Below are 23956 nucleotides of genomic sequence, written 5' to 3'. Positions count from 1 at the left end.
ATGGATTCCATGAAACTGTCTTTATTACGTCATACCGGTAATCACTCCGGCACTCGTACACTGAGCCTGATTAGCCTGCTCTCTCTCGGTCTTATGCTTGGCGCCTGCCAGCCTTCAGGAGTCAAGCCAGGCGGAGAAGGATACACAACTGAACAGGTTGTGTCAGAACGCGCCGAAAATTTAATCAATAGAGCGAGACAATCCGGCTCACCCCAGCGCGAACATCTTTTGATCGAAGCTGCGGACATGCTTTATCGAAGCAACAGTCTGGAGCGCGCCCACCAAGTGTTTGCCGAGATCGACAAGTCACGGCTGAACCTGCAGATGCTGGCCGAGTATTCGGTGCTGGGGGCAGAAATGGCGATGTCTGAAGACAACTTCTTTACCGCCCGCAGCCTCCTCATTCACCCGGCACTGGAGCAACACTACCAGCAAATGCCGTTGGAACTTCAACAGAAATGGCATCAATTACGCGCCGATCTGTTCAGTCTGCTCGGCGAAGAACAGCGCAGTATCGCTGAGTACATAGCGTTATCCACATCACTCGCGGATCCCGTAAGCATTCACCAGGTTCACGATCAACTCTGGCAGGTACTGAGTCGCTTGCCACAAAACGACCTGGATCAGGCGCTGCAAGCAGAGAATGATCGGGTAACAATGGGCTGGTACACATTAACCAGCGTGAGTCGCAACAACCCTGGCGATATCACCCAACTGCAAAAAAGCTTGGCCAACTGGCGTCAGAATTGGGCATGGCACCCTGCAGCCATCTATCCGCCGGAAGGACTCGATGCTATCAATCGCATCGCCGCCAACCTGCCCAAGCACCTGGCGCTGCTGCTGCCACTGTCTCACGACAAATTTGGCGCCCCCAGCAAGACTCTGCTGGATGGTTTTATGGCCTCCTATTACGACGTACTTGCTAACGGCGGCACCCCGCCTTCCATCAAGGTGTATGACACCAGCAATGGACAGAGTATTACAGCAACTTACCAACAGGCCGTCACTGAAGGTGCGCAGCTGGTGATTGGCCCCCTGGATCCAAACCTGGTTAAAGAGCTGAACAACACTACTGTCCTGAGTGTTCCAACGGTAACCCTTAACTACTTGCCTGATGACTTCGATCTGCCCGCTCAAAACCTTTATCAGTTTGGAGTGACTCCCGCGGATGAGGCCAAAGAAGTAGCACAGCGCGCCTGGCTGGAAGGTCACCGTACGGTAGTCACCTTCACCCCGACCAGTGACCTGGGTGACAAAGTACTTACCGCCTTTACCCATGCCTGGGAGCAGCTTGGTGGCACAGTATTGACCAAGTCCCGCTATCCGGAGGGGATAACAGACTACAAAAACATCACAAAACAGGCCCTGTTGATTGATCAAAACCAACAACGCACCAACGAGCTGGCTCGCCTGCTTGGCAAAAAGCTGGTTAACGAACCGCTCCGTCGCCGCCAGGACGTGGACATGATCTTTCTTCATGCCAGCCCCAATGATGCGCGACTGATCAAACCTACCCTGGATTACTACTCGGCCTCTAACCTGCCGGTTTACGCAACCTCCTGGGTATATACAGGCAAACCAGATCCAGCGCGCGATAACGACCTGAATGGCATTCGCTTTACCGCCATGCCATGGGCGCTGCCCGGAAACATTACCGGCAACATAAAGCCGGACAACGCTCTGCACCAACCATTGAAACTGCTGTTTGCGCTGGGCGTTGATGCCTATCGAATTCACCAGGGTGTGCTGCACATGCAAACCCTGCCCAGCACCCGCCTGCCGGGCATCACCGGCACGCTATTACTGGACCCGAAAAGCCAGGAAATTATTCGCGAACACCCCTGGGCTGAATTTCGTCAGGGGCGGGTTCGTGCGGCAAAAATTGTTGAAGAGACCGATAACCTATAGGAAAGCAATATGTGGAAACGAGGCAAGGACGCCCGAAAAAAACTCACTGGCATTGAAGCCGAGCTACTGGCACGTCGCCACCTGAAGAGCCAGGGGCTGCAGATTATCACCAACAATTATCGATGTAGACGTGGTGAAATTGATATCATCTGTCGGGATATAAACTCCCTGGTATTTATCGAAGTGCGCTGTCGATCCCGAACCGATTTTGGCAGCGCGGCAGAAAGCGTTAATTACCACAAACAAAAACGCCTGATTTACGCCGCTGAGCACTATTTACAAAAGTACCCGGCGATGGCTCAAATGAGCTGCCGGTTCGATGTAATCTGTATCGAAGTTGACACATCTTTGCCCCACAAAACACCGGCATATCGCGTAGAATGGTTAACTAATGCGTTCAGCGCCTAATTAAAGCGGCCAACCAGAGAATTGTGATGGAACAGCGAGTCATAGAACTCTTTCACCAAAGCATCGAAGCCAAAATGAACAGTGGCGAGATACTGGCCCCCTTGCTGGTTGCAGCCAGTGAAATTACTGTCGGTAGCCTCCTCGAAGGGAAAAAGCTGCTCTGCTGTGGCAACGGCGTAAGCGGGAATATGGCAGCCATACTCTGTCACAATCTCCTGCATCAGTACAAACTGGAACGTCCGGGATTTCCTGCCATCAATTTACAGGCAGACAGTGGTCTGCTTACCGGCATCGCCAATCACCACAGTGTGAGTGAGATATTCAGTCGCCAGGTGCGCACCCTCGGTGAAGAGGGTGATTTACTGATTGCATTCAGCACCGGTGACGATCCAGCCAATTTGGCCCAGGCCATTCACACTGCCCACGACAGAGGCATGCAGGTAATCGCCTTTACCGCCGATGGCGACAACAATTTGCGCAGCCTGCTCAGCGAAAATGATCTGGAACTTTGCACTCACCATAGTGACTCTCATCGCATTCAAGAAGTACAACTGTTGTGCCTGTTTGCGATGTGCGACCTGATTGATCAACAACTGTTTGGAGGGATTAATTAATGTTGCGTCTGTTAAGCACAGGCCTGTTATCGGTTTCCGTTTTACTTTCGGCCAGCTGCACGAACATTATTCACTCACTTACTGACGAGCCTGTTAAGCCAGATCCCGGTGAAACTACGATCGGCACTGACTTGAATGACTGGCAGATCGAAACCTATGTTGGCGTCAACATCAAAAAAGCCAGCCCGCTGTTAGAGCAGGCCCACATCAGTATTCACGCGTACAACGGCGTAGTACTGCTGACCGGAGAGGTGCCCAGTGCGGAGATGCGCACTCTGGCAGGTACAACCGCTCGCGATTTTCGCGGTGTTCGGCAGGTGCACAATGAGCTTCAGGTCAAAGGCCCGTCCTCTATGCTGGCTCGAACCAACGACGGTTGGCTGGGTACCAAGTTACGCACCAAAATGGTTGCCGAGAAGAATTTCGACAGCTCAGACATCAAAATTGTTGTTGAAAGCGGCGTGGTCTACCTGATGGGTATCGTCGACCAGCAGCAAGCCAAGAAGGCCGCGCTGATTGCCAGCACTACTGGTGGCGTGCAACGGGTGGTCAAAGTGTTTGAATACACAAATTGATGAGAATAAAAAAGCCGCGCACTGCGCGGCTTTTTTATTTCTGTTCGCTTATAGCTCAGAAAACGCCTGGCGAGTCAGGTTTTCAGCCCCTGTCTCAGTCACCAGTACATTATCCTCTATACGAATACCACCGTAGGGCAGCAGTTCATCAACTTTGTCCCAGTCAATTGAATCGGCAAACTCACCCTCTCGAGCCTTTTTCAGCAATGAAGGAATAAAGTAGATACCCGGCTCGATAGTAAATACCTGCCCAACTTCTATCGTGCGTGTCAGACGCAGATGAGGATGCTCAAGTGGAGGCGGGTTATCACCGCCCTGTGGTGCAGCCTGGTGGCCACCCTTGTCGTGCACCTGCACCCCGAGGAAGTGACCGAGGCCATGAGGAAAGAAGACTGAAGTCAGACCACGCTCCTGCGCCTGCTCAACCGAGCAATTGAATACCTCAAACTCTTTAAGAATTTCCGCAATCTTTTGATGGGCCAACTGATGCAGGGCCACATAACTGACTCCCGGAGCAATACTGGCAATCAACTGCTGTTGGGCGCTATCCAAAGCCTGGATAATCGCAGCAAACAGGGTACTTTCATTGGCCGCGTAAGTGCGAGATATGTCAGAGGCGTAACCATTCACATCCACACCGGCGTCAATCAGGAAGGAGCGCGACTCATCAGGCGCAATACTCGCCAGGCGATTGTGGTGCAGAACGGCAGAGTTCTCATTGAGAGCCATAATCGGCTCATAAGGCAGTGCTCGATCCGAGCACTTCACTGCCACCAGGAAGTCCAGCAGAATTTCGTTTTCTGACTTGCCAGCGCGAAATGCCATTTCAGCCGCTTTATGCCCCCTGGCGGCAATCAGGTTAGCCTCGCGAATACAGGCCTGCTCGTAAGGTGATTTCACCGCACGCAGCCAATCAATACGATTCATAAGCGACTGAGGATTACGCTGCTCATCAGAAACACCTGACATCGCCGTCATTTTCGGGCCAATATAGGCCATATGACGGGTATCCTTGGGCAGCTTGGCAAACAGCTCCTTGGTCTCGTGAAAGTGGCACACCTCTACCGCTTGCTCAAATCCTGCCGGAAGCGACTCCGGTGTGGTATGCCAGATATCTGTGGCCTCTTTCAGAAACAACTTGGGGCGCTTTTCCAGTTCAGAGATCAACAGGAAACAATTTGGGCGCTGGGTCAGCGGCAGCCACTCCTTAAAGTAAGGATTGACTTTGAATGGGTAGCCCATATCGTCACGGAATTGTATCAACTCCGAGCCCGACGATATCAACAAATGCTCCCATCCGCTTTCCTCCATAATAGTGAGGAATTGTGCGAATTTTGATTCTATATGACGACTGAACAGCTCTGCGTGCATGGTGCCCTCAGTTTGATACCCGTGACGGCTGACACTGCCTTTCCTGACACCGAAACTCCTTTTCGATGGGTATATAACCCAGTTTGAGCCTCTCTGCTCTTATGCCTGGCGATCAATGCCAGCATTCGTGTGTAAATTGTGTACGCTGTAACGATTCGACAAAACGCGCCAATTTACTTGTTTTCGGCGCAGATCGAAAGTGGTTCAGAACCCGGAGCAGGCAAAACCCTAAAATTTGGAATAGAATAATGATCATCATCGACAATACCTAACAAAGTCATGAGCAAAAAGAATAAGCCGTTAGATCGAGTGGACTTACAGATCCTGGCCATACTGCAAAAGAACAGCAAAATATCCAATGTCGAACTGGCTGAAAGAGTTCATTTGACACCTCCTCCTTGCCTGGAGCGGGTCAAAAGGCTCGAGCGTGATGGTTACATACAACGTTACACCTGCATTCTCGACCCTTATAAATTGCGTACTGGCCTGCTGGCATTTATCCAGGTCTCCCTGCGTAGCACCGCCTCAAGGGAGCTGGATGAATTCAATCGCGCCATCAGCCAGCTCGAAGAAGTACAGGAGTGCCACATGGTTTCCGGGGGCTTTGACTACCTGCTAAAAGTACGCACTTCAGACATGCAAACTTATCGACGCTTCCTTGGTGAAGAGCTGGCCAACATCCCCAATGTCCGGGAAACACATACTTATGTGGCAATGCAGGAAGTGAAGTCTGATACGGCCTTGCCACTTCAGTTTTACGACCATGACCAGCTGTAGAGCCTGTTAACAGGCCCCAACAGAAGGTGGTTTTCGACACTACAGTACGGCACAATGCGCGCCCCACAAAGAGTAACCTGACAGATCGATATGAAAGTTATTGACCACAAGCGGGAGTTTCGCAATGCACTTGGCACCTTTGCTACCGGTGTCACTGTGGTTACCAGTGCAAGTGATACGGGTGAGCCAATCGGGATGACCGTTAACAGCTTTGCCTCGGTCTCCCTGGATCCGCCACTGGTACTTTGGAGTATCGACAAGCGCTCGCGCTATCTGGAAACCTTCACCAAAACCGACCATTTTGCAATTCACATTCTCAAGCGTGAACAGGAAGCGCTATCCAACCTGTTTGCCAGCAGCGAGAATGACAAATTCACCAATCTCCAATGGCAACCGGATAGTAATGGCACACCTTTACTGCCTGACTACGAAACCCGTTTCGTATGCACAACCGAACATTGCTATGAGGGCGGGGATCACATCATCATCGTAGGCAAAGTCCGTGACTTTGATTATCACGGTGGCTCCCCCCTGCTATTCCACTGTGGCCGCTACAAAAGCGTCGCCGAGGATTAACTGGCAAAAAAAAACCACCGCCCGATGGGCAGTGGCATAGAAAAGGTTAAGTAGCCGCTCTTGTGAACGAGCTATTGTTACGGCTCAGCAGTAATTAGCTGCAGAGTCGTCAAATTCGTTATCAGCCAGCATCTGGAAAGTGGCTCCACACCCAGCCCCCAGACCAGCACCAAGACTGATCCAAACACCAAGCTGACCTGTTACCAGATCTATCAGGTAGCCAACAGCAGCACCTGCCACCAACCCCAAAGCACTACGCCAAGTACACATCCTCATGATCCAACTCCTATCAAACAACAACATTAGCCTTCCGGCCCTAAACACTTCTTCTTGACGATTGGTTTGCTCCTTCTCGACGCTCTACAGGATGATCGTCCTTACCCAAGGACCTCTCACCGAGCAATATCGAGGCACAAATACCAACACCTGCCACCAAAATGGATGGCATATGGCAGCTGTATGTATAAACTACCATCAATCCCGCAAACGCCGCGGCGATCACAAAAGCTGTTACACACCGAAAGCAAAGCTTCATTTCATACCCCCCAAGTACAAAACTGATTTGCAGGGTTCAACTGTAGCTCCGCCAATGGCAACTTTCTCATCACTGATACACAGGTCCAGTGACTACCAGTTAGCAAATTAGCAGACAAAGATGGAGAAATGATGTAGCAAACGGGTAAACAGTCTGGAGCATTGTCTTTGCAACCCGGTTAATTTGCGGTTATCAAAGGGGATTGTCTGTTTAGAGGCTTAACCAGTAACATTTGCACATCCCCTAACGCGCGTTCGAGGAACCCGCCCTCGCAGTAGCAGAGATAGAACTCCCACATCAGTTCAAATTCGCATGGATATCCCTGAGCTCTAATCTGATCAATATTGGCAAAAAATTGGTCGCGCCAGTGTGCCAGGGTAGTTGCGTAATGGGGGCCAATGTCTTCCAGATTATAGAGTCGGAGGTCGCTGTGCTTTGCTATAGCATCCGTCATCGCAGCAACTGACGGTATACAACTGCCAGGAAAGATGTAACGCTGAATAAAGTCCACGGACTTGGCCGCTTGGTCAAATCGCTGATCTGCGATAGTAATGGTCTGAAGCAACATTGCTCCCTCGGGCTTTAACAGCCGCGCACATTTTCGAAAGTACTGGGGATAATTACGGTATCCGATAGCCTCAATCATCTCTATCGAGACCAGTTTGTCGTACTCGCCTTCCAGCTCGCGATAATCCTTCAACAACACGGTAATTCGGTCAGACAGCCCCGCCGCCTCAATGCGCTGGACTGCAAGTTGGTGCTGCTTCCCGGATATGGTGGTTGTGGTCACCCGGCACCCGTAGTGACTTGCGGCATGTATTGCCATACTTCCCCAACCGGTGCCTATCTCCAGGAGGTGATCTTCGCTGGACAACTTCAGCTTCCGGCAAACCCGATCCAGCTTGGCCACAGAAGCGTCATACATGGTGGCATTTTCATCCTCAAAAATGCCACAGGAGTAGGTCATAGTTTCGTCGAGGAATGCCGCAAACATATCGTTACCCAGATCATAATGCGCGGCTATATTACGGCGACTGCCGGACAAGGTATTGCGCTGCATGCAATGAAATAATTTATTTAATGGTTTTAGCAGTTGACCGGCTCCGCTATCTACCGCATCCAGCACATTGCGATTTCGCAACATCAGCCGCACCAATTCGGTCAGCTGCGAACACTTCCAGGCACCGCGCATATAGGATTCACCGGCGCCGATACTGCCGCCAAAAACCACTTCCGGATAAAACGCCTGATCCAGCACTTCAATTCGTATCAATTCAGGAAAGTCCTTATCGAGACAACCAAACCGATAGCTCTGCTGACCCTCTACGATTTGCACCGCTCCCACCTGCAATCGGGAAAACTTGCTATGCAGTAACCGTTTTGCAAGCCTGGCCAACCAGTGACCGCGATTTTCATCCACCATTCGTTGTACCAATTGAGAACTTTTCATGATTGCTCCTCCTTGGAAAAATCCGTTTGCCTTTTTGGATTATGAGAATCCGAATGTTTGGGGTGGGAATAAAATGGCACTTTCTTGCACCACAACCGGAAAGCCTGCCAATAAATTCCCACCACCACCTGCAGAGTCATGAAGGGAAATCGCACCAGTGCTGACGCCAGGTTTTTCCCGGTTAATGCCTTGCTTTGCATGGAAAGAGTGGCATCAAAAATCCGCTCTTCGTTGTGAAAATTCTCCATCTGTACTGCGAGAGACTCTCCGGGTCGATTAAATCGCCACTGATATGCCATGCTCATTGGCATAAATGGCGAGACATGAAACTGTTTATCAAAGTTAAACTTGTGACCTTGCCGTTTCTCACAGTCCAGCACATAGCAATGCTGTTCCCGCCAAGGGGTGTTATTGATCTCCGCGACAATAAATTGAAGCTCTTCTTCACCTTTTGAGTAACAGTAAAAGAAGCTAACCGGGTTAAATCGATGCCCCCAGTACCCTAAGTGGGTGAGCAACCGTATAGACCCCTCGAACTTTTTCCCAGTGCGCTTCAAAATCAGATTACACACAGAGTCAGCAAGCGGCTCTGATGCTTTACCAAGATGGTCACTGCGTCGAAAATGTGCCAATGCCGGCCCGGATGCCGACCACAACCAGCGCTTTTTAAATAACAAAGGCAACTCGTCCAGATCCACATACAGCATAAACAGCCGATAGTGGAACTGATGATTACGCGGCTTAAACCGCCGGTGCCTAACCCATCCTTCGTAAAGACAACTGTTCATTGGCTCGCCATTGTCGAAAGTGCTCAAGAGTATCCAACGCGCTTACCACCCCATCTTCATGAAACCCATATCGCCAGTAAGCGCCAGCAAAAAATGTGCGATTCACACCATTAATTTCCCTGTGGCGTTTTTGTGCCGCGATTCCCGGGACAGTAAAAAGTGGATGGTGATAGGTCAACTCACGCAAAACCAACTTAGGATTGATTCGTTCATTGTCGTTTAGTGTGACAAAAAAGTTCTGTTTTACAGGCAAACTCTGGAGCCTGTTCATGTGATAACTGACTATCGGCTTAGCCACCCCATCGCCCCGCACCCGATAATTCCATGACGCCCATGCACGACGCCGGGTTGGCATAACTGATACATCACTGTGCAGCAATGCAGTATTTTTCTGATACGGAAAAGCCGACAGAATCTTGAGCTCGGTTTCATCCGGATCACTCAACAATATCAACGCCTGATCACTGTGACAGGCAAAAATCACCACATCAAAAGCTTCAACCCCATCGCGACTGGTAATCTCGACACGATCAGAAAAACGCCTGACCGATGTAACCGGGCAATTAAGGCGAATACGATCGGCAAATGGGCCACATAGCTTTTTGACATACTCTTTCGAACCGCCCTTGATTACATACCATTGCGGTCGCTCATCAATACTCAGCATCCCGTGATTATCAAAAAAACGAATAAAGAATTGCGCCGGAAACTTCAGCATCAGCTCTGCACTGGTGGACCAGATAGCAGCGCCCATTGGAATTATGTAGCTGTCGATAAAGCGCTGACTGTAACCGCCATCACGCAAGAACTCGCCAAAAGTCAGCGACTCATTTGGCAAATTCAACAAGGCTATTGACTCACGGTTAAAGCGAATAATTTCTGATAAAAAACGATAAAACGCGGGGTTCAACAAATTGCGCCGTTGTGCAAAAAGCCCATTCATATTTGTGCCGTTATACTCCAGCCCCGAGCGCTCGCAACGAACACTGAAGCTCATGCAGCTCTCTTGCCACTCAACACCGAGCTGGCGTAACAAGTGCACAAAATTGGGATAGGTTTTACGATTAAATACAATAAAGCCGGAGTCTACTGCCAGAGTCTGGTTACCCACTTCAATTTCATGGGTATGGGTATGGCCGCCAACATAATCATTGGCTTCAAAAACAGTTACCTGATGTTCGGCACAAAGGTGATAGGCCATTACATTGCCACTAATGCCAGTACCGATAATGGCTACTTTCATTGCTTATCCCCCACCGCCCTTGATGAAACCGGATTATTTCGTTGCCTTCGAATTCGTTCTGGTACCGGCGTCATTCTCCAAACCAGCCCAAATGCAGCCATCAGCTTTAATATTGCATAAGTGAAATCCAGCTCCCACCAACGGTGCCCCTGTCGAACTGAGCGAGGGTAAAAATGATGATTGTTGTGCCATCCTTCCCCGAAAGTCAGCAGTGCCAACCAGAAATTATTGCGGCTGTCATCGCTTGTCGGGTAACGTTTTTTGCCAAACCGGTGCGCCAATGAATTAATAGTAAACGTGGCGTGATACAACACTACCGTTGAAATAAAAAAGCCCCAAACCAACATCTGCAATCCGCTGGTTTCCAGGGCTGGCGCCAATGTTTGCAGGAGCGCCCCAAGAATATACATCGACACTGCCAACACGGCTGGCACCAACAGATCGAACCGATCCAGGAAAACCAGCTCTGGGTAACGGCTCCAGTCTTTGACATATTGCCAGCGCGTTTCAAAATGTTTGCGACTTAAAAACCAGCCCATATGACTCCACCAGAAGCTATCCTGAACCGGCGAATGGGCATCGTTCGGCTCGTCGGAATTGGCGTGATGATTACGGTGGTGAGCCGCCCACCAAAGTGGCCCTCGCTGTACAGAGGCTGCGCCAATAACCGCAAAAATAAACTGCACTGCTCGAGAAGTCTGAAAGGATTTATGGGAAAAATAGCGGTGATAAAACGCAGTAATGGCAAACATGCGTATGCCATAGAGGAACAGAGCAACAACAACTGCTACCGGACTCCAGCCCACCCAAATTACAGAAAAACAGGCCAGATGCATTAAAATGAATGGAACAATCCTAAGCCAATCAATTTCATTGTCCGTATCATCCTCATTGCTGTCGACACGGCGACCACTGTCTATCCACAGCATCAGGGTGTTTCGCAACTTTTCCATCATTCACACCTTCCTTGTCGAGCAAGGAGTTGTCAAAGTATTCAGGGTTTGGGAAGCCAGGGTATAAAAGCATTGGTTCGACGAATATATTCAGCGTACTCAGGTCGGCGTTCCGTAATAGTGGATTCAAGAAGGCTGACTCCAGACACCTTGAGTAACAACAGGGTCATTAATATCGGTGACACTACCACCCAGTAATTGCCTGCAGATATCGCCAGCAGATAGAGCCCCCACCACAGACAGCATTCGCCAAAATAGTTGGGGTGGCGACTGTATCGCCATAACCCTTTATTCAGCACTGCACCGCTGCCCGCTTGCTTTTTAAAGGCAGCTAACTGAGCATCCCCCACCGTTTCAAACAGAAAACCAAGCAGCCATAAGGCGATGCCTAGATAATCGAGCCAACCAAGAGGTTTTTCTCCGGAAGCCCCCAAAATTACCAGCGAAGCGATCCAGGCAAGCAGCGCCTGAAGACAAAAAACAATAAACAGGCTTTTCCATTCAAATCCCGGAGAATTATTATTTCGAATAACCTGGTAGCGATGATCCTCAGCCTTCCCCCAGTTGCGCACAGTCAAATAAATACTGAGCCTCCATGCCCAAATGGAGACCAGAATCAGCAATACCAGGTCCCGGGCGGACACTCCTCCCAGCGGCCACAACCAAAAAAGGGCGGCCAACCAGAACATAAGGCTCCACAGGGAATCGACAATGCTGACATCCTTTAATCTCAGACTAAGTAGCCAGCACAGAAATCCGGCGAGCATATTGATTAACAGTGGCACCCAAATATTCATATTCGCCCCTACACTCCGTTACCCTCAGCCAGCTCGCTGAATTGCAATCGGCGATGAAATATTCTCGCCAACCAGCAACACAGAGGGGTTATCAGTGCCCAGCCCAGCGCTATCACCAGCAACGAATAATTTTCATTCAATGAAAGTGCACCGAGTTTTTCACCGGCAAAATAGGAAAGCGGACCACCCACCGCACCAAACAGCAGTCCCAGCCACAGTCGTTTACGAAGCCAACCAAGTGAGTGATTCAGTGTTAACGAAAAGAGTATCCAGAGTGCGAGAATCCAGCAAGGTGCCGCATTTCCCAGCCAAAAGCCCTGATGAAATCTGACCAATCCCGAAGCTTGCAAGAAAGAATCCCAGCACAGCCCGACAATCAAAAGAGCAGCCATCAATTGAAAATCTATTTTGCAGGCTCGACCTACAACCGCACAATGGAGTGGAACCAATAAGGCAACAGCCAATAGGGATAGCCATGGATAGCCATTGGCGGCACCCACTACTGAAGCGAGCCAGCCCGTTTGAAAAATCAGCAAATTGACTAGATTTTTCATTCCAATCACCTGTGCCTATTAAACCGGTAGTGACTCACCCACCACTGCTGGCCATTGTCATAACCAAACAATTCGGCGCAGGCCCAGAAGAAAATTCGCCAGCGATTAAACCATTGAACCTCTTTGCCTGCGCCGTAAACCCGGGAAAACAGCGATAGAATCTCATCGCGATGGCGATCCATATTTGCCACCCAGGCCAGCGCAGTTTTCTGGTAGTGACAACCACCCCATCGCCACTGCTGTTCGCACTGAAGTGACGATTGAAAATGTAATGCCAGATCATCGGATGGCATCATCCCGCCGCTGAAAAAATACCGGCTCATCCAGTCTGAGTCGTTCTGCACTTCAAACTTATAAGGCACTGCGCGATGACAAAATACATGCATGAAAAATTTCCCATCATCATTCAGCCAGCGGTGAATACGCTCAAACAAGGCGGGCCAATTGCGCATATGCTCGAACATTTCTACCGACACTACGCGATCAAACTTCTGTTCAATATCAAAATGATTCATATCGGCAGTAAGCACCGTAAGGTTTGTCAGTAATCGCTCTCGGGCCTGATGATCAATAAACTCTTTTTGCGAAGCGGAATTAGAGACCACTGTGAAATAACTATTGGGATAGTGTTCTGCCATCCAGAGGCTCAGCGAACCCCAACCACACCCCAGTTCCATGACTCGTTGACCGTCACGCAGATCGGCGTGATCACAGGTTTCCCGCAATGAATTTATCTCAGCCGTATCCAGGGTTTCACCCGGGGAGCCGCGCCAGTAACAGCAGCTGTACTTGCGATGCCGGCCCAACACCAACTCATAAAATGCCGCCGGGACCTCATAATGCTGCTCGTTAGCCAATTCCGGTACCGGCGCCACTTCTGCGCCGTACATACTTTCAATAAAACGGCGGCGCATCTGCCCGGCAGCTTCACAATCTGATGGTGACAAAGATCTGGCGCGCTGCCGAATGAGATTGCGAATACCGAAGCGAACTACTCCATCGGGAACCAGTCCACGTTCCATCCACTGTATTAAGGTCGCAACAGCTCCAGACATTCCAGCACCTCACCCGTTTGCGGTTAACAATTGTTGGCGAATCTCCCGAACTGCCGCCAAAACATCACTGCCCACCAGGATGATTGAGACTTCCGCCAACTCAGCCTTGATATTCAAACTGCCTGCCCCACCGAGAAAAACCGGTACACCAACAGACTCAGCAAGGGTGGCCAGTTGCTTTAACACTGAAGCTTCAGGGTGTGCGGTGGCCGATAACACAATACCGTCGGCATTACATCGGCTAACCACGTCCGGCAACTCTTCAAGCGGTGTACTGGTGCCGAGAATGATCTGCCGCAGACCGTGCTCACGCCCGATAAGCGCAAACATCAGCAACCCGAAATCGTGGTATTCGTTGGGCAGGCAGGCGCTGATCAGCTTCGGGCCCCTCGGCGGATTACTGCTGTGGTGCAGACGCGCCCCCAGCTTGTTGCGCACATACACACCAAAAAAATGCTCTTCGGCAACACTGCCTTCTCCACGCTTCCAACGGTCACCGAGCTGTTTTAACAGCGGGAGTAATACTTGATTCATCACCACTGCCACCGGGTAAAGTGACATAGCCTCGCTGTATTGGGCATCCAGTCGCCCTTCATCAAACTGACTAATGGCTCGCTGCATTTGGTCCAGGTAACCCTCCCAGACATTACTCGTGAAATCCCCGGAAGCATCGGAGGTCAGGGTTGTACGAATCGCGGAGAGTGAACTCCCCTGCTCTAACAGCTCCACTATGCGTTTGATGGATTCAATATCTTCCTGAGAGTAGAGTCGGTGCCCCTTTGGAGTTCGCTGGGGTTTGACCAACCCATAACGACGCTCCCAGGCCCGCAAGGTGACGCTATTAACGCCTGTTTGTTCCGACACCTGGCGGATCGGATAAAGCGGCTTGGCAGATTCTTTCTCGGCCGGCTCGGCCATACACCCTCCCTGTCAGGGTTAACCAAAGACCTCGGACACAGCTGTACAAAACTTGTACAAATAAAAATAGTACACGTATAAGTTTTTGCAAGTTTTGAATAATAAGCCGCAGAGTGTGACTATTTTTCTTTATTTATCAGAAAGATAGAAATATGGAATGAGAAGCCAAACGATGGGATAAAGTTAGACAACGCTTAGGAGCCAACTCGTAGATATGGCTCCAGCACTACTTGGTCACGGCCATTGTTCTTGGCCTGATAGAGGGAGCGGTCGGCACGCTTCATAGCCTTGGCGATACTTTCTTCTTCCTGGCGCCATTCGGCGACACCGATACTGGTAGTTACCGATAATAACTGACCTTCGCCAATAACAAAACGCTCGTCACGAACCGCACTAATGATCTTTTGCGCGATAATATGAGCGCTCTCCAGGTCAGCTCCAGGCAATAGGATTGAGAATTCTTCCCCTCCCAGCCTAGCAAAAGTGTCCCCGGTGCGCAGTAAATCCCTGCAGCGTAAGGAAAACTCTTTCAGTACCTGATCCCCACCATCATGACCGTATTTATCATTAATTCGCTTGAAGTGATCCAGGTCCAACAGCAAAACAGACATAGGTTCACCCAGAAAGGACACTTGGGCAACTGCCAGTTCTGCGCGGGTATTCCATTGCCTGCGATTAGCCAGTCCGGTCAGCGGATCCACAGAGGCCATCTCTTTAAGCCTCAAGTTAGCCTGCTCCAAATCCCTGGTTCTCTCCAGAACCAGGTGCTCTAAACGTTTGCCACGGGATTCCAGCCCCTCAAAAGCAAGGGCACTGTAGTAACTGACAATTCCCAGAGTGGTGCAGTAAAGAATGCTGTCCAGCATCCACTGGGAAACAACATAACTCTCCACTGCTGCCATCTCACTGTGGCTGTATATCAATGAAATCAATGAAGATACCGCCACGGCGATAACAATACCGGGAAATCGAAACAGTTTTGCCACCAGTATTGCCGCCGGAAACGCCAGGACTCCAACGCCAAAGTAGACTGACTCATTGAGCATTAGCGGCAAAGTAAACAGCGCCCATCCATATAGCAGGATCACCTTACGGGTACTCAACACCGCTCGCCAGCACCAGTAAAAAGGTAAGACAATCATCAATCCCATGCTGTTTCGTGCGACCGCCAACACCGCAAGTGACAGCTGATCCTGGATACCATTGGTCGTACCCTCAACAAGACACAACAGGGCAAATAAAAGCATTCCACCTAACAGCCTGGGAACCAGGCAGACCAGCATACAAAAAGGCATTACATCCACGGCCTGGGACAAAAGTTGTGTATGGCGTCGTTTCTCCAGCCACAAAATTGCCTGTCGGGCCACGCCTATTTCCATAATTACAAGAAAAGCGACTAACGGCCCTACCCACAAGGCGTTGGTGGCAGAATGGGAGTTTCGCAGACAAAAATCGCCGGCAACAACGGTGGCGGCAATAAGCACATAGATAAGACCGCGCTTTTTAAGACGCAGCAATGTCATAACACCAAATCCTGACATCAACCAGGAGGCCGGCAGGTCTTCCGGGTAAGGAAACAACAGGCAGGCAGCCACCATGACGAAAAGCCACAGTAACCCTTCGAGATACAAACTGCGATTATTACTTGAGTGTATCGAAGTACCCATGAAACCAAGCTCTATTAAACGTTTTAGTTATAAGGTCCGAGAACTCAGCTGTCAGCCTTGATGTGCGAGGTTGCCGAGGGTACTCAGTGCATTCGAGGTGGTCAACTTTTGACCAGGCAAAAACCTGCAATTACAGAAAACAAAGCAACTACTTCCCTCCCTTGAAGGCTGCGAGCGCTCTTTCCCTTGACGCTCCAATATCCACCATGATCGCTGGATATTGCTCTGGCCTGCTTTTTTGCAGTTTGTCCGGGTTGTGAAGAACCCTTGGCTCTACTCCCCGCAATTCCGGAACATATCGATGAATATATTCCCCCTCCGGATCAAATCGGGCTCCCTGGGTAAAAGGGTTAAAAATTCGAAAATACGGTACCGCATCCGTTCCGGTAGATGCGCTCCACTGCCACCCCCCATTGTTTGCAGCAAAGTCTCCATCAATTAAATGCTGCATAAAAAAACGCTCACCCAAACGCCAGTCCAGCAACAGGTTCTTGCTGAGAAACATCGCCACAACCATCCGCACCCGATTATGCATCCAGCCCGTTTCCCTGAGTTGCCGCATTCCCGCATCCACTAGCGGCACCCCGGTTTTACCTTCGCACCAACGCTGAAAATCCACTTCGTTGCTGCGCCAGGGCAGGCTGTCAGTCTCCAGCTTGAATGGCTGATTCCGACATACATGCGGAAAAGCCACCACCACATGCTGGTAGAACTCGCGCCAGACCAGTTCTGACAACCAGGTTTGAATACCTCGATTTCCTGAATACAGCTCGCCTCTGTTGGCCTCCAGACAGGCTCGTAAGCACTGCCTGGCAGAGATAGCACCAACAGCAAGATAGGGGGAAAGCATGGAGGTTCCGGGCTCCGCCGGAATATCCCGAGCGGTGTCATACTCTTCTATCGACCGCTCTACAAATTTCTGAAGGCGTTTGTAAGCTTCTTTTTCCCCAGCCGGCCACAATTTTGCCGGGACTGACGATTCAAACCCGTCCAGCTTATCGGGAACAGTCCCCTGCTCACCTTTTACAGGTGGCTGTTTTGACGGAGCAGGTAACTCTTCCACTTCACTGTCAAAAAGCAGTTGAAGCCATACTTTTTTAAATGGCGTAAATACTTTGAATGGCCCGCCGTCGTTGCGCGTTACCGTGCCAGGCGGAGCAATCAGTGCATCCTGAAAACGCCGCACTGATAATCCGGCACTCTCCAACAACGACTCACAGGCATCGTCACGTCGCCGCTCATCCAGAGGATATTCATCGTTCCAGAACACCTGGCTGCACTGCCACTGATTGGCCAACTCGACCACAGCATTTGGCGCCTCATCAAACGAGTCCGCCGCCTGTACCGCCAGAGGAATCCCCAGCTGGTTCAGCGATTTTTTCAACTCGCGCAAGGTGCGGAGAATAAAGTCGACACGACAACCAGCCATATCGTGAGCTCGCCACTGCCTGGGAGACAACAAAAAACAGCCCACCACCGAACCCTTCTGGGCGGCATTCCAAAGTGCCGAGTTATCCTCGACACGCAGGTCATTGCGAAACCAAACCAATGTGGTGGCCATTCATTGTTCCTTATTGCTGAGATTTACGGCAGATTAACGCTCGATTTTCTGGCTTTTCCCCGAGTAATTAATTCGCCATGCCTGTGCCAGCATCAGATAGTAAATACCCAGAAGTGTAATCAATATCCATTCAAAACTGTCTTCGAGGTAGGCATCGTAAACTGGCTCAGGAATTATCAATTTGCAGATTACATTGCCTATACCTATCACCAGAACCAGCCATACCTGAATACTCCAGTATCGATATAACCGAACTGACACCTGAGGACGAATCTGCCTGAGCACACCGTACATCAACAGCTGTGCCAAATAACTGAACCCGGCACCCAGGTTAACCCCGATTCGACGCATCGATGCATAAGTATTGCCATACTCCCCCAACGCCAGTACGTAAATCAACAGCATCAGGGCACCACTGATACCGAGCGCGGTAATTACAGCCATTCGATAGTGACCAGTTTCACCAAGTAACTTTAGCCACTGGTGATTCACCACCCAGACCAGCACCATAAGGCTCAGCCCGCAAATTATCAGTCCCTTAAATACCAACTCCTCAGGCGGCTGGCGGCCGACCGCGCTAATGGATGAACACCCCTGAAAATAGGGCACACACCATTCAACGTGACCCGATGCTGCGGCCAGCAGATAGGCCAGATGATAGGAAAGCAGCGTCAACAGGCCACAGGTCAGCGGTAGTCTGGAAATTTTTAATGACTCACATTTGTGCACAGAAATCCCGGCTCTAAAAAGTTTTTAAAGCACTACTGATAATAGAAGACTACTCTGGAGAAGTTGATGCGAATTGGATAGTCGATTAAAAAGCTTCGCCCAGAAAAACCTATAAATAAGTACTATACATTTTTAGATCAAAAAAAAGCCCGATCAATTTGATCGGGCTTTTTATAAGACAACACTGCAAGATGTGTTATTTCACTTCTTCTCCATGGGCCTGTTTGTCGGCATGGTATGAAGAACGCACCAGCGGGCCACTGGCCACATGCTTGAAGCCAATGGAATAAGCGTAATCAGCGTACTCCTGGAACTCATCCGGGTGCACAAACCGGTCTACCGGCAAGTGATCCTTGGACGGCTGCAGATATTGGCCAACGGTGAGCATATCGATATCGTGTTCACGCATTTCACGGAACACCTCAAACAACTCTTCCTTGGTTTCACCCAAACCAACCATCAAACCGGACTTGGTGGGCACGTTGGGATTGCGCTTGCCGTATTCCTGAAGCAGTTTCAAAGACCACTTGTAGTTGGCGCCGGGGCGAGCTTCACGGTAAAGACGCGGAACTGTTTCCAGGTTGTGGTTAAACACATCGGGCGGCGTTTCGCTGAGAATATCCAGCGCCGGTTCCATACGGCCACGGAAATCAGGCACCAGAATCTCCACTTCCAGATTAGGCGAAAGAACGCGAGCTTCGCGAATGCAGTCTGCGTAGTGCTGGGCACCACCATCGCGCAGATCGTCGCGATCCACCGAGGTGATCACCACGTATTTGAGCTTCATATCAGCAATGGCGCGGGCCAGGTTGACAGGTTCTTTCTCATCCAGCGGATTTGGCTTGCCGTGGCCAACATCGCAGAACGGGCAGCGACGGGTACAGATATCACCCATGATCATAAAGGTGGCAGTACCACCGCCAAAGCACTCGCTCAGGTTCGGGCAGTTGGCCTCTTCACAGACGGTGGACAGTTTGTGCTTGCGCAAGGTGTCCTTGATCTCAGCCACTTTCGGCGAGTTGCTCATGCGAATACGAATCCAGTCCGGCTTGCGCTGGTAGGTATCGGTGGGAAGCACTTTTACCGGAATCAGCTCCACTTTGTCGGCATCTCGCAACTTCTCGCCCTGCACGCGGCGGCGGGTTTTGCGCACCGGCTCCAGCAAGGTGGCATCTACCGCCAGCTCGTCAGTGTCTCTGGTCAGATCGGTCATATCACTCTCTACTCTTGGCCTACGGCCAATGATTCTGTATTCAAAATGCTGTTCGCCTGGTCTACATATTCCCAGCGATCGTAGCCGAGGTTGGCGGCCATGCGATCCAGCAACAATTCTTCTACAGTCTGGTAGCTGGGCATCTCACCCTGCACCAGATCTTTCATCTGCACCATTTTCAGGCCCGCATAGCCACATGGGTTAATACGCAAAAATGGCGACAGATCCATATCTATATTGAAGGCCAGGCCGTGATAGCTCTTGCCTTTACGAACCCTCAAACCCAGTGAAGCGATTTTGTCGTCATTGACGTAGACCCCTGGAGCATCGGCCTTTGGAGCCGCTTCGATGCCATAGGGTGCCAGGGTTTCGACAATACTCTGCTCAATGGCACTGACCAGCTGGCGTACACCAAGGCCCTGGCGACGAAGGTCCACCATCGGATAAGCGACAATCTGGCCCGGGCCGTGATAGGTCACCTGGCCACCGCGATCCACTTGTACCACCGGGATATCACCGGGCATCAGCACGTGCTCGGCCTTTCCTGCCTGCCCCTGGGTAAACACCGGGTCATGCTCTACCAACCAGATTTCATCGCGGGTAGTCTCGCCGCGAGTATCAGTGTAGGACTTCATGGCATCAAACACAGGCGCATAAGGCTGGCGCTTCATTTGACGCACGTAGATGACTTTCTCAGTCATAGGGTTACTCAATTCGCCGTTAAAACAGATGACTGGCACAACTGTAGAGGCTGCGCCAGGGTAATGGGGCGGGGATTTTACCAGAAACTGACAAATTCACCGAACCCACTGGTGACCAGCCTTGGGCAGGTGCCACCTAACAACCTGTTAAATCACCATATGCACCATTCGGTGCTCCTTCAGGTCGTTATGAATGGCTTCCAATTGAGGCTTGCCAGTGCATGTAATCACTACGGTAATTGCCTGAAAAGTGCCCTTGCTGCTGTCGCGAATGGTAATCGCAGATTCATCAAAACCGGGGGCATGGCGATGCATCACCTCCAGCACATAGGCATGGAAATCAGGATGCGCCTTACCCATCACCTTGATGGGGTATTCACAGGGAAACTCAATTTTGGGTGGTTCTTGTTCGGTCATAGTGCATCTCGCAGGCCCAGTAATAGCAGCGCCGGTGGTCATTAACTGAAAATACCGATAAAAAACAGCTTGATGCTGTCCCAGAGGCGCGCAAAGAAGCCAGCCTGTTCAACTTCGCGATCCGCGACCAGGGGCAGCTTTTTAATGACTTCATCGCCATGACGAACTGTTACAGATCCCAGCTCCTGGCCTTTGGCAATTGGGGCTTCCAGTTGTTCCGGCAACTCCAGGTCGAGTTCAAGGGCATCACCGGCACCACGCGGCATTGTCAGCCGGGTTTCGTCGGCAACCACCAGGTTTACATAGTCATTGACGCCGTACCAGACACGGGCATTCTCTTTCAGTGCCTGATTGGCATCAAACATTTTTTTGGTTTCGTAGAAACGAAATCCGTAAGAGAGCAGCTTTTGCGATTCCGTGGCGCGAGCATTATCACTGTCTGTACCCATCACCACCGAGATCAGGCGCATACCATCGCGTTTGGCCGAAGCCACCAGGCAATAACCCGCTGCATCGGTATGGCCTGTTTTGATGCCATCCACAGATTTGTCTCGCCACAACAGGCGATTGCGATTCAACTGGGGTTTGTCGATGTTGTACTTGAACTCTTTTTCAGAGTAGATCGAGTAGTGCTCCGGGTGATCGTTAACCAGCGCACGAGCCAGCAGTGACAGGTCGTGTGCAGTGGTCAGGTGCCCTTCTGCAGGCCAGCCTGTGGCATTGACAAAGTGAGTATTGGTCATGCCGAGCATCTGCGCCTGCTGGTTCATCAGGTCGGCAAATGCATCTTCACTACCCGCCAGAAATTCGGCCAGAGCTACTGATGCATCGTTTCCTGACTGGATGATTACTCCGCGCAGCAAATCAATCAGTTTGACCTCGGTGCCTTCGCGAATAAACATCTTGGATCCGCGCATACGCCAGGCCTTGACGCTGATTGGCACCATATCCTCTTCGGAGATCTTGCCCTCGTGGATCTCCTTTGACACCAGGTAGCTGGTCATCATCTTGGTGAGACTGGCTGGCTCCAGCTGCTCATTGGCATTGCGCTCCACCAGCACCTCACCGGTATCCGCATCCACCAGTATCCAGCCTTTCGCGGACAGCTCAGGTGGCTCTGGAATAAGGGTAGTAGCAGCGGATGCCGCTAGCGAAGCAAACAGAAGAGAAACCGAAATCAGCAGTTTTTTCAGCATGATGAAACAAGCCCCGTACACAGCAAACAGAAAAGTGCGCGAATTTTAACACGTCGCTGGCAGCGGTTCAGGGAAACCGGTGAATTAATACTGAACCAAAAATGGAGAAAGCTTCTCGCGTTCGTTGAGAAGGCGACGCAACCACTGCTGATCTGCAGGAGTACTGACTGGCCCGATTAGCACCTTGTAGAGAGAAACCTGGGTATCGGAAAGGTTTTGCACTACCACCGGGTATTGAGTGTGCTGCTGCACCCTCAACTTCATGGCACGGGCAGAATCGACAGAGGCAAATGCGCCTACCTGCAAGTAGTCTCCTGCCAGAGCGGCCTGTGCCGGCTCTTTGGCTGGCTGATGAAAGGCTACCGGATCTATTGCCTCAACCTCAACCCTGCCGGTACCGCGATCGGCGATATCCAGCTTTTTAGCCGCAGCGTAAGAGAGGTCAATAATGCGGTCATGCAGGAACGGGCCGCGATCATTAACCCGAACTATCACCTGACGACCATTATCCAGATTGGTCACTTTCACATAGGCAGGTATACGCAGTGTCTTGTGAGCCGCGGTCATGGCAAACATATCGTAAGTTTCGCCGTTAGCAGTCTTTTTACCGTGAAACTTGGTGCCGTACCAAGAGGCTACACCGCGCTCCTTGTATCCTGCATTGTCATCAAGCAGATGGTAGGTTTTATTGAGAACCGTGTACGGATTCTTGTTGCCCGCCCGGGTAACGGGCTCCACTTTTGGGACCGCATCGGATATGGCCCCCAAATCTAGGTGCCGCTGGGCAGGCGGCCGATCGTCGGCATAGTAAGGGTTGCGCTCGGAAGGAGCTGTAGAGCAGCCAAGCAATGACAAAAGCGCTGCCGCTGGCAGCGCCTTGTATATATTTGCCAAAGGTTTATTTGGCCGCCTGAGCATGCCCTACCCGTTCGCGAATCGCCTCACTCAGTTGAAACACAGCCATCGCATACATATTGCTATGGTTGTAACGGGTAATCACATAAAAGTTGTGCAGGCCAAACCAAAACTCGGCCCCCTTCTCACCATCCAGCTTGATTACGCTTACCTTGTCGCTGGCTGGCACGTACTCAATAGGCAGATAACCAAACTCGCTGACCTCCATTACGGTGCGATCCGGCTTCAGCCCCTCGGTAACCATCTCTGGCGAGTAGCCCTGCTTCACCTTGGCGCGCGAAGTGACCTTGGCATCTTTTTGCCAGCCGTGTTCGGCAAAATAGTTGGCTACGGAGCCGATAGCATCCGTTGTATTGTTCCAGATGTCGGCGAAGCCATCCTTGTCGTAATCCACGGCAAAATTGCGATAGCTGCTAGGAATAAATTGGCCGTAGCCCATCGCGCCGGCATAAGAGCCGATCAAGTCCAGTGGCTCTTGCTTTTGCTCACGAGCCAATAACAGAAAATGCTCCAGCTGTTCGGTGAAAAACTCACTGCGTTTGGGGTAGTCAAACGCAAGGGTAGAGAGCGCGTCAATTACCCGGAAGCTTCCCTTGTTTTGGCCGTAGAAGGTCTCGACTCCGATAATCGCTACGATAATGGCCGGGTCTACACCGTACTGCTTTTCCGCTCGGGCCAAAGCTTCAGCATTTTCACGCCAAAACCTGGTACCTTCGTTGATGCGCTTTTCGGTGATAAAAATCTTGCGGTAATCGCGCCAGGGTTTGACCTTCTCGGCCGGGCGATTCATCGCGTCAATGATGCTCTGCTTATGTTCGGCTTCAGCAAACAAGCGTCGCAGTTCAGTTTTATTAAATTTGTGCTCAGAGGCCATTCGTGTAATAAAGGTCTCAGCCTTCGGATTACCCAGGTATCCCTTGGCGCAGGCTCCGGCGGACAAGGTCAATAACACAGCCCCAAACAAACACATCTTTTTTATCACTGTTCCCTCCAAATCAAAAAAACCGGTACGATAAATTTCCGAAATCCTCAACA

25 protein-coding genes are annotated in these 23956 nt (G+C 50.8%); 6 read left to right on the top strand and 19 right to left on the bottom strand.

Features of this window, described 5'->3' with window-relative positions; all coding sequences use genetic code 11:
• Nucleotides 1-9: 9 nt before the first annotated feature.
• From QP938_02750 to QP938_02735, 4 genes are read left to right on the top strand one after another with little or no spacing between them, the layout of a single operon-like run.
• On the top strand, nt 10-1908 hold the full coding sequence (locus QP938_02750) for a penicillin-binding protein activator (protein WIO74844.1): 1899 nt from the start codon (nt 10-12) through the stop codon (nt 1906-1908).
• A gap of 9 nt (nt 1909-1917) precedes the next feature.
• Nucleotides 1918-2316 (top strand): YraN family protein, encoded by a 399-nt coding sequence (locus QP938_02745; GenBank protein ID WIO74843.1) that lies wholly within the window; start codon nt 1918-1920, stop codon nt 2314-2316.
• Nucleotides 2317-2342: 26 nt separating this feature from the next.
• Nucleotides 2343-2930 carry an SIS domain-containing protein gene (locus QP938_02740; GenBank protein ID WIO74842.1) on the top strand — a complete coding sequence of 196 codons (588 nt, stop codon included), beginning with the start codon at nt 2343-2345 and terminating at the stop codon, nt 2928-2930.
• Nucleotides 2930-3505 (top strand): BON domain-containing protein, encoded by a 576-nt coding sequence (locus QP938_02735; GenBank protein ID WIO74841.1) that lies wholly within the window; start codon nt 2930-2932, stop codon nt 3503-3505. Before QP938_02740 ends, QP938_02735 begins: the two co-directional genes overlap by 1 nt.
• Nucleotides 3506-3553: 48 nt before the next feature.
• Here QP938_02735 and pepQ read toward each other — a convergent pair whose 3' ends face one another.
• A complete protein-coding gene (gene pepQ, locus QP938_02730; GenBank protein WIO74840.1) occupies nt 3554-4876 on the bottom strand; it encodes a Xaa-Pro dipeptidase in 1323 nt (440 codons plus the stop codon).
• Between the two features lie 279 nt (nt 4877-5155).
• Between pepQ and QP938_02725 the strand changes: the two genes are divergently transcribed.
• Both QP938_02725 and QP938_02720 read left to right on the top strand, forming a co-directional pair.
• Nucleotides 5156-5653, top strand: a complete 498-nt coding sequence (locus QP938_02725; protein WIO74839.1) for an Lrp/AsnC ligand binding domain-containing protein — start codon at nt 5156-5158, stop codon at nt 5651-5653.
• A 90-nt stretch (nt 5654-5743) separates the two neighbouring features.
• Nucleotides 5744-6229, top strand: coding sequence for a flavin reductase family protein (locus QP938_02720; GenBank protein ID WIO74838.1), 486 nt, complete (start codon nt 5744-5746; stop codon nt 6227-6229).
• Nucleotides 6230-6313: 84 nt separating this feature from the next.
• Here the strand turns inward: QP938_02720 and QP938_02715 are convergent, their stop codons facing one another.
• From QP938_02715 to mltB, 18 genes are all read right to left on the bottom strand, one after another.
• Nucleotides 6314-6505 (bottom strand): hypothetical protein, encoded by a 192-nt coding sequence (locus QP938_02715; GenBank protein WIO74837.1) that lies wholly within the window; start codon nt 6503-6505, stop codon nt 6314-6316.
• A 437-nt stretch (nt 6506-6942) separates the two neighbouring features.
• Entirely contained in the window at nt 6943-8214 is a 1272-nt protein-coding gene (locus QP938_02710; protein ID WIO74836.1) for a cyclopropane-fatty-acyl-phospholipid synthase family protein, read from the bottom strand.
• A complete protein-coding gene (locus tag QP938_02705; GenBank protein ID WIO74835.1) occupies nt 8211-9002 on the bottom strand; it encodes a DUF1365 domain-containing protein in 792 nt (263 codons plus the stop codon). The genes QP938_02710 and QP938_02705 overlap by 4 nt, the downstream gene beginning before the upstream one ends.
• Nucleotides 8971-10245 carry an FAD-dependent oxidoreductase gene (locus QP938_02700; protein WIO74834.1) on the bottom strand — a complete coding sequence of 425 codons (1275 nt, stop codon included), beginning with the start codon at nt 10243-10245 and terminating at the stop codon, nt 8971-8973. The genes QP938_02705 and QP938_02700 overlap by 32 nt, the downstream gene beginning before the upstream one ends.
• The gene (locus QP938_02695; GenBank protein ID WIO74833.1) at nt 10242-11201 is read right to left on the bottom strand and encodes an acyl-CoA desaturase; all 960 of its coding nucleotides are present in this window, start codon (nt 11199-11201) and stop codon (nt 10242-10244) included. Before QP938_02695 ends, QP938_02700 begins: the two co-directional genes overlap by 4 nt.
• A gap of 38 nt (nt 11202-11239) precedes the next feature.
• The gene (locus tag QP938_02690; GenBank protein WIO74832.1) at nt 11240-11995 is read right to left on the bottom strand and encodes a DUF1295 domain-containing protein; all 756 of its coding nucleotides are present in this window, start codon (nt 11993-11995) and stop codon (nt 11240-11242) included.
• Between the two features lie 8 nt (nt 11996-12003).
• Nucleotides 12004-12549: a DUF2878 domain-containing protein gene (locus tag QP938_02685; protein ID WIO74831.1), complete on the bottom strand. Its 546-nt coding sequence runs from the start codon at nt 12547-12549 to the stop codon at nt 12004-12006.
• A 5-nt stretch (nt 12550-12554) separates the two neighbouring features.
• Nucleotides 12555-13604, bottom strand: coding sequence for a cyclopropane-fatty-acyl-phospholipid synthase family protein (locus QP938_02680; protein WIO74830.1), 1050 nt, complete (start codon nt 13602-13604; stop codon nt 12555-12557).
• Between the two features lie 9 nt (nt 13605-13613).
• The gene (locus tag QP938_02675) at nt 13614-14522 is read right to left on the bottom strand and encodes a MerR family transcriptional regulator (GenBank protein WIO74829.1); all 909 of its coding nucleotides are present in this window, start codon (nt 14520-14522) and stop codon (nt 13614-13616) included.
• A gap of 194 nt (nt 14523-14716) precedes the next feature.
• Nucleotides 14717-16189 (bottom strand): GGDEF domain-containing protein, encoded by a 1473-nt coding sequence (locus QP938_02670; protein WIO74828.1) that lies wholly within the window; start codon nt 16187-16189, stop codon nt 14717-14719.
• 148 nt (nt 16190-16337) lie between these two features.
• Nucleotides 16338-17750 (bottom strand): deoxyribodipyrimidine photo-lyase, encoded by a 1413-nt coding sequence (phrB, locus tag QP938_02665; GenBank protein ID WIO74827.1) that lies wholly within the window; start codon nt 17748-17750, stop codon nt 16338-16340.
• 33 nt (nt 17751-17783) lie between these two features.
• On the bottom strand, nt 17784-18479 hold the full coding sequence (locus QP938_02660; protein WIO74826.1) for a hypothetical protein: 696 nt from the start codon (nt 18477-18479) through the stop codon (nt 17784-17786).
• A 196-nt stretch (nt 18480-18675) separates the two neighbouring features.
• Nucleotides 18676-19692: a lipoyl synthase gene (gene lipA / locus QP938_02655; protein WIO74825.1), complete on the bottom strand. Its 1017-nt coding sequence runs from the start codon at nt 19690-19692 to the stop codon at nt 18676-18678.
• A gap of 8 nt (nt 19693-19700) precedes the next feature.
• The gene (lipB, locus tag QP938_02650; GenBank protein WIO74824.1) at nt 19701-20393 is read right to left on the bottom strand and encodes a lipoyl(octanoyl) transferase LipB; all 693 of its coding nucleotides are present in this window, start codon (nt 20391-20393) and stop codon (nt 19701-19703) included.
• A 147-nt stretch (nt 20394-20540) separates the two neighbouring features.
• Entirely contained in the window at nt 20541-20810 is a 270-nt protein-coding gene (locus QP938_02645) for a DUF493 domain-containing protein (GenBank protein WIO74823.1), read from the bottom strand.
• A gap of 41 nt (nt 20811-20851) precedes the next feature.
• A complete protein-coding gene (locus QP938_02640) occupies nt 20852-22006 on the bottom strand; it encodes a D-alanyl-D-alanine carboxypeptidase family protein (GenBank protein ID WIO74822.1) in 1155 nt (384 codons plus the stop codon).
• An 84-nt stretch (nt 22007-22090) separates the two neighbouring features.
• Complete coding sequence (locus QP938_02635) at nt 22091-22924, bottom strand: septal ring lytic transglycosylase RlpA family protein (protein ID WIO74821.1); 834 nt, start codon at nt 22922-22924, stop codon at nt 22091-22093.
• Entirely contained in the window at nt 22905-23903 is a 999-nt protein-coding gene (mltB, locus tag QP938_02630) for a lytic murein transglycosylase B (protein ID WIO74820.1), read from the bottom strand. The genes QP938_02635 and mltB overlap by 20 nt, the downstream gene beginning before the upstream one ends.
• Nucleotides 23904-23956: the final 53 nt, after the last annotated feature.

The sequence above is a fragment of the Porticoccaceae bacterium LTM1 genome (genome assembly GCA_030252795.1).
Taxonomy (GTDB): domain Bacteria; phylum Pseudomonadota; class Gammaproteobacteria; order Pseudomonadales; family Porticoccaceae; genus SCSIO-12696.
This window is presented reverse-complemented; position numbering and strand designations above follow the sequence as displayed.

Excerpts from the sequence above, each read along its gene's own strand:
- QP938_02750 (WIO74844.1), top strand. The coding sequence starts at position 10 with ATGAAACTGTCTTTATTACGTCATACCGGTAATCACTCCGGCACTCGT.
- QP938_02745 (WIO74843.1), top strand. The coding sequence starts at position 1,918 with ATGTGGAAACGAGGCAAGGACGCCCGAAAAAAACTCACTGGCATTGAA.
- QP938_02740 (WIO74842.1), top strand. The coding sequence starts at position 2,343 with ATGGAACAGCGAGTCATAGAACTCTTTCACCAAAGCATCGAAGCCAAA.
- QP938_02735 (WIO74841.1), top strand. The coding sequence starts at position 2,930 with ATGTTGCGTCTGTTAAGCACAGGCCTGTTATCGGTTTCCGTTTTACTT.
- pepQ (WIO74840.1), bottom strand. The coding sequence starts at position 4,876 with ATGCACGCAGAGCTGTTCAGTCGTCATATAGAATCAAAATTCGCACAA.
- QP938_02725 (WIO74839.1), top strand. The coding sequence starts at position 5,156 with ATGAGCAAAAAGAATAAGCCGTTAGATCGAGTGGACTTACAGATCCTG.
- QP938_02720 (WIO74838.1), top strand. The coding sequence starts at position 5,744 with ATGAAAGTTATTGACCACAAGCGGGAGTTTCGCAATGCACTTGGCACC.
- QP938_02715 (WIO74837.1), bottom strand. The coding sequence starts at position 6,505 with ATGAGGATGTGTACTTGGCGTAGTGCTTTGGGGTTGGTGGCAGGTGCT.
- QP938_02710 (WIO74836.1), bottom strand. The coding sequence starts at position 8,214 with ATGAAAAGTTCTCAATTGGTACAACGAATGGTGGATGAAAATCGCGGT.
- QP938_02705 (WIO74835.1), bottom strand. The coding sequence starts at position 9,002 with ATGAACAGTTGTCTTTACGAAGGATGGGTTAGGCACCGGCGGTTTAAG.
- QP938_02700 (WIO74834.1), bottom strand. The coding sequence starts at position 10,245 with ATGAAAGTAGCCATTATCGGTACTGGCATTAGTGGCAATGTAATGGCC.
- QP938_02695 (WIO74833.1), bottom strand. The coding sequence starts at position 11,201 with ATGATGGAAAAGTTGCGAAACACCCTGATGCTGTGGATAGACAGTGGT.
- QP938_02690 (WIO74832.1), bottom strand. The coding sequence starts at position 11,995 with ATGAATATTTGGGTGCCACTGTTAATCAATATGCTCGCCGGATTTCTG.
- QP938_02685 (WIO74831.1), bottom strand. The coding sequence starts at position 12,549 with ATGAAAAATCTAGTCAATTTGCTGATTTTTCAAACGGGCTGGCTCGCT.
- QP938_02680 (WIO74830.1), bottom strand. The coding sequence starts at position 13,604 with ATGTCTGGAGCTGTTGCGACCTTAATACAGTGGATGGAACGTGGACTG.
- QP938_02675 (WIO74829.1), bottom strand. The coding sequence starts at position 14,522 with ATGGCCGAGCCGGCCGAGAAAGAATCTGCCAAGCCGCTTTATCCGATC.
- QP938_02670 (WIO74828.1), bottom strand. The coding sequence starts at position 16,189 with ATGGGTACTTCGATACACTCAAGTAATAATCGCAGTTTGTATCTCGAA.
- phrB (WIO74827.1), bottom strand. The coding sequence starts at position 17,750 with ATGGCCACCACATTGGTTTGGTTTCGCAATGACCTGCGTGTCGAGGAT.
- lipA (WIO74825.1), bottom strand. The coding sequence starts at position 19,692 with ATGACCGATCTGACCAGAGACACTGACGAGCTGGCGGTAGATGCCACC.
- lipB (WIO74824.1), bottom strand. The coding sequence starts at position 20,393 with ATGACTGAGAAAGTCATCTACGTGCGTCAAATGAAGCGCCAGCCTTAT.
- QP938_02645 (WIO74823.1), bottom strand. The coding sequence starts at position 20,810 with ATGACCGAACAAGAACCACCCAAAATTGAGTTTCCCTGTGAATACCCC.
- QP938_02640 (WIO74822.1), bottom strand. The coding sequence starts at position 22,006 with ATGCTGAAAAAACTGCTGATTTCGGTTTCTCTTCTGTTTGCTTCGCTA.
- QP938_02635 (WIO74821.1), bottom strand. The coding sequence starts at position 22,924 with ATGCTCAGGCGGCCAAATAAACCTTTGGCAAATATATACAAGGCGCTG.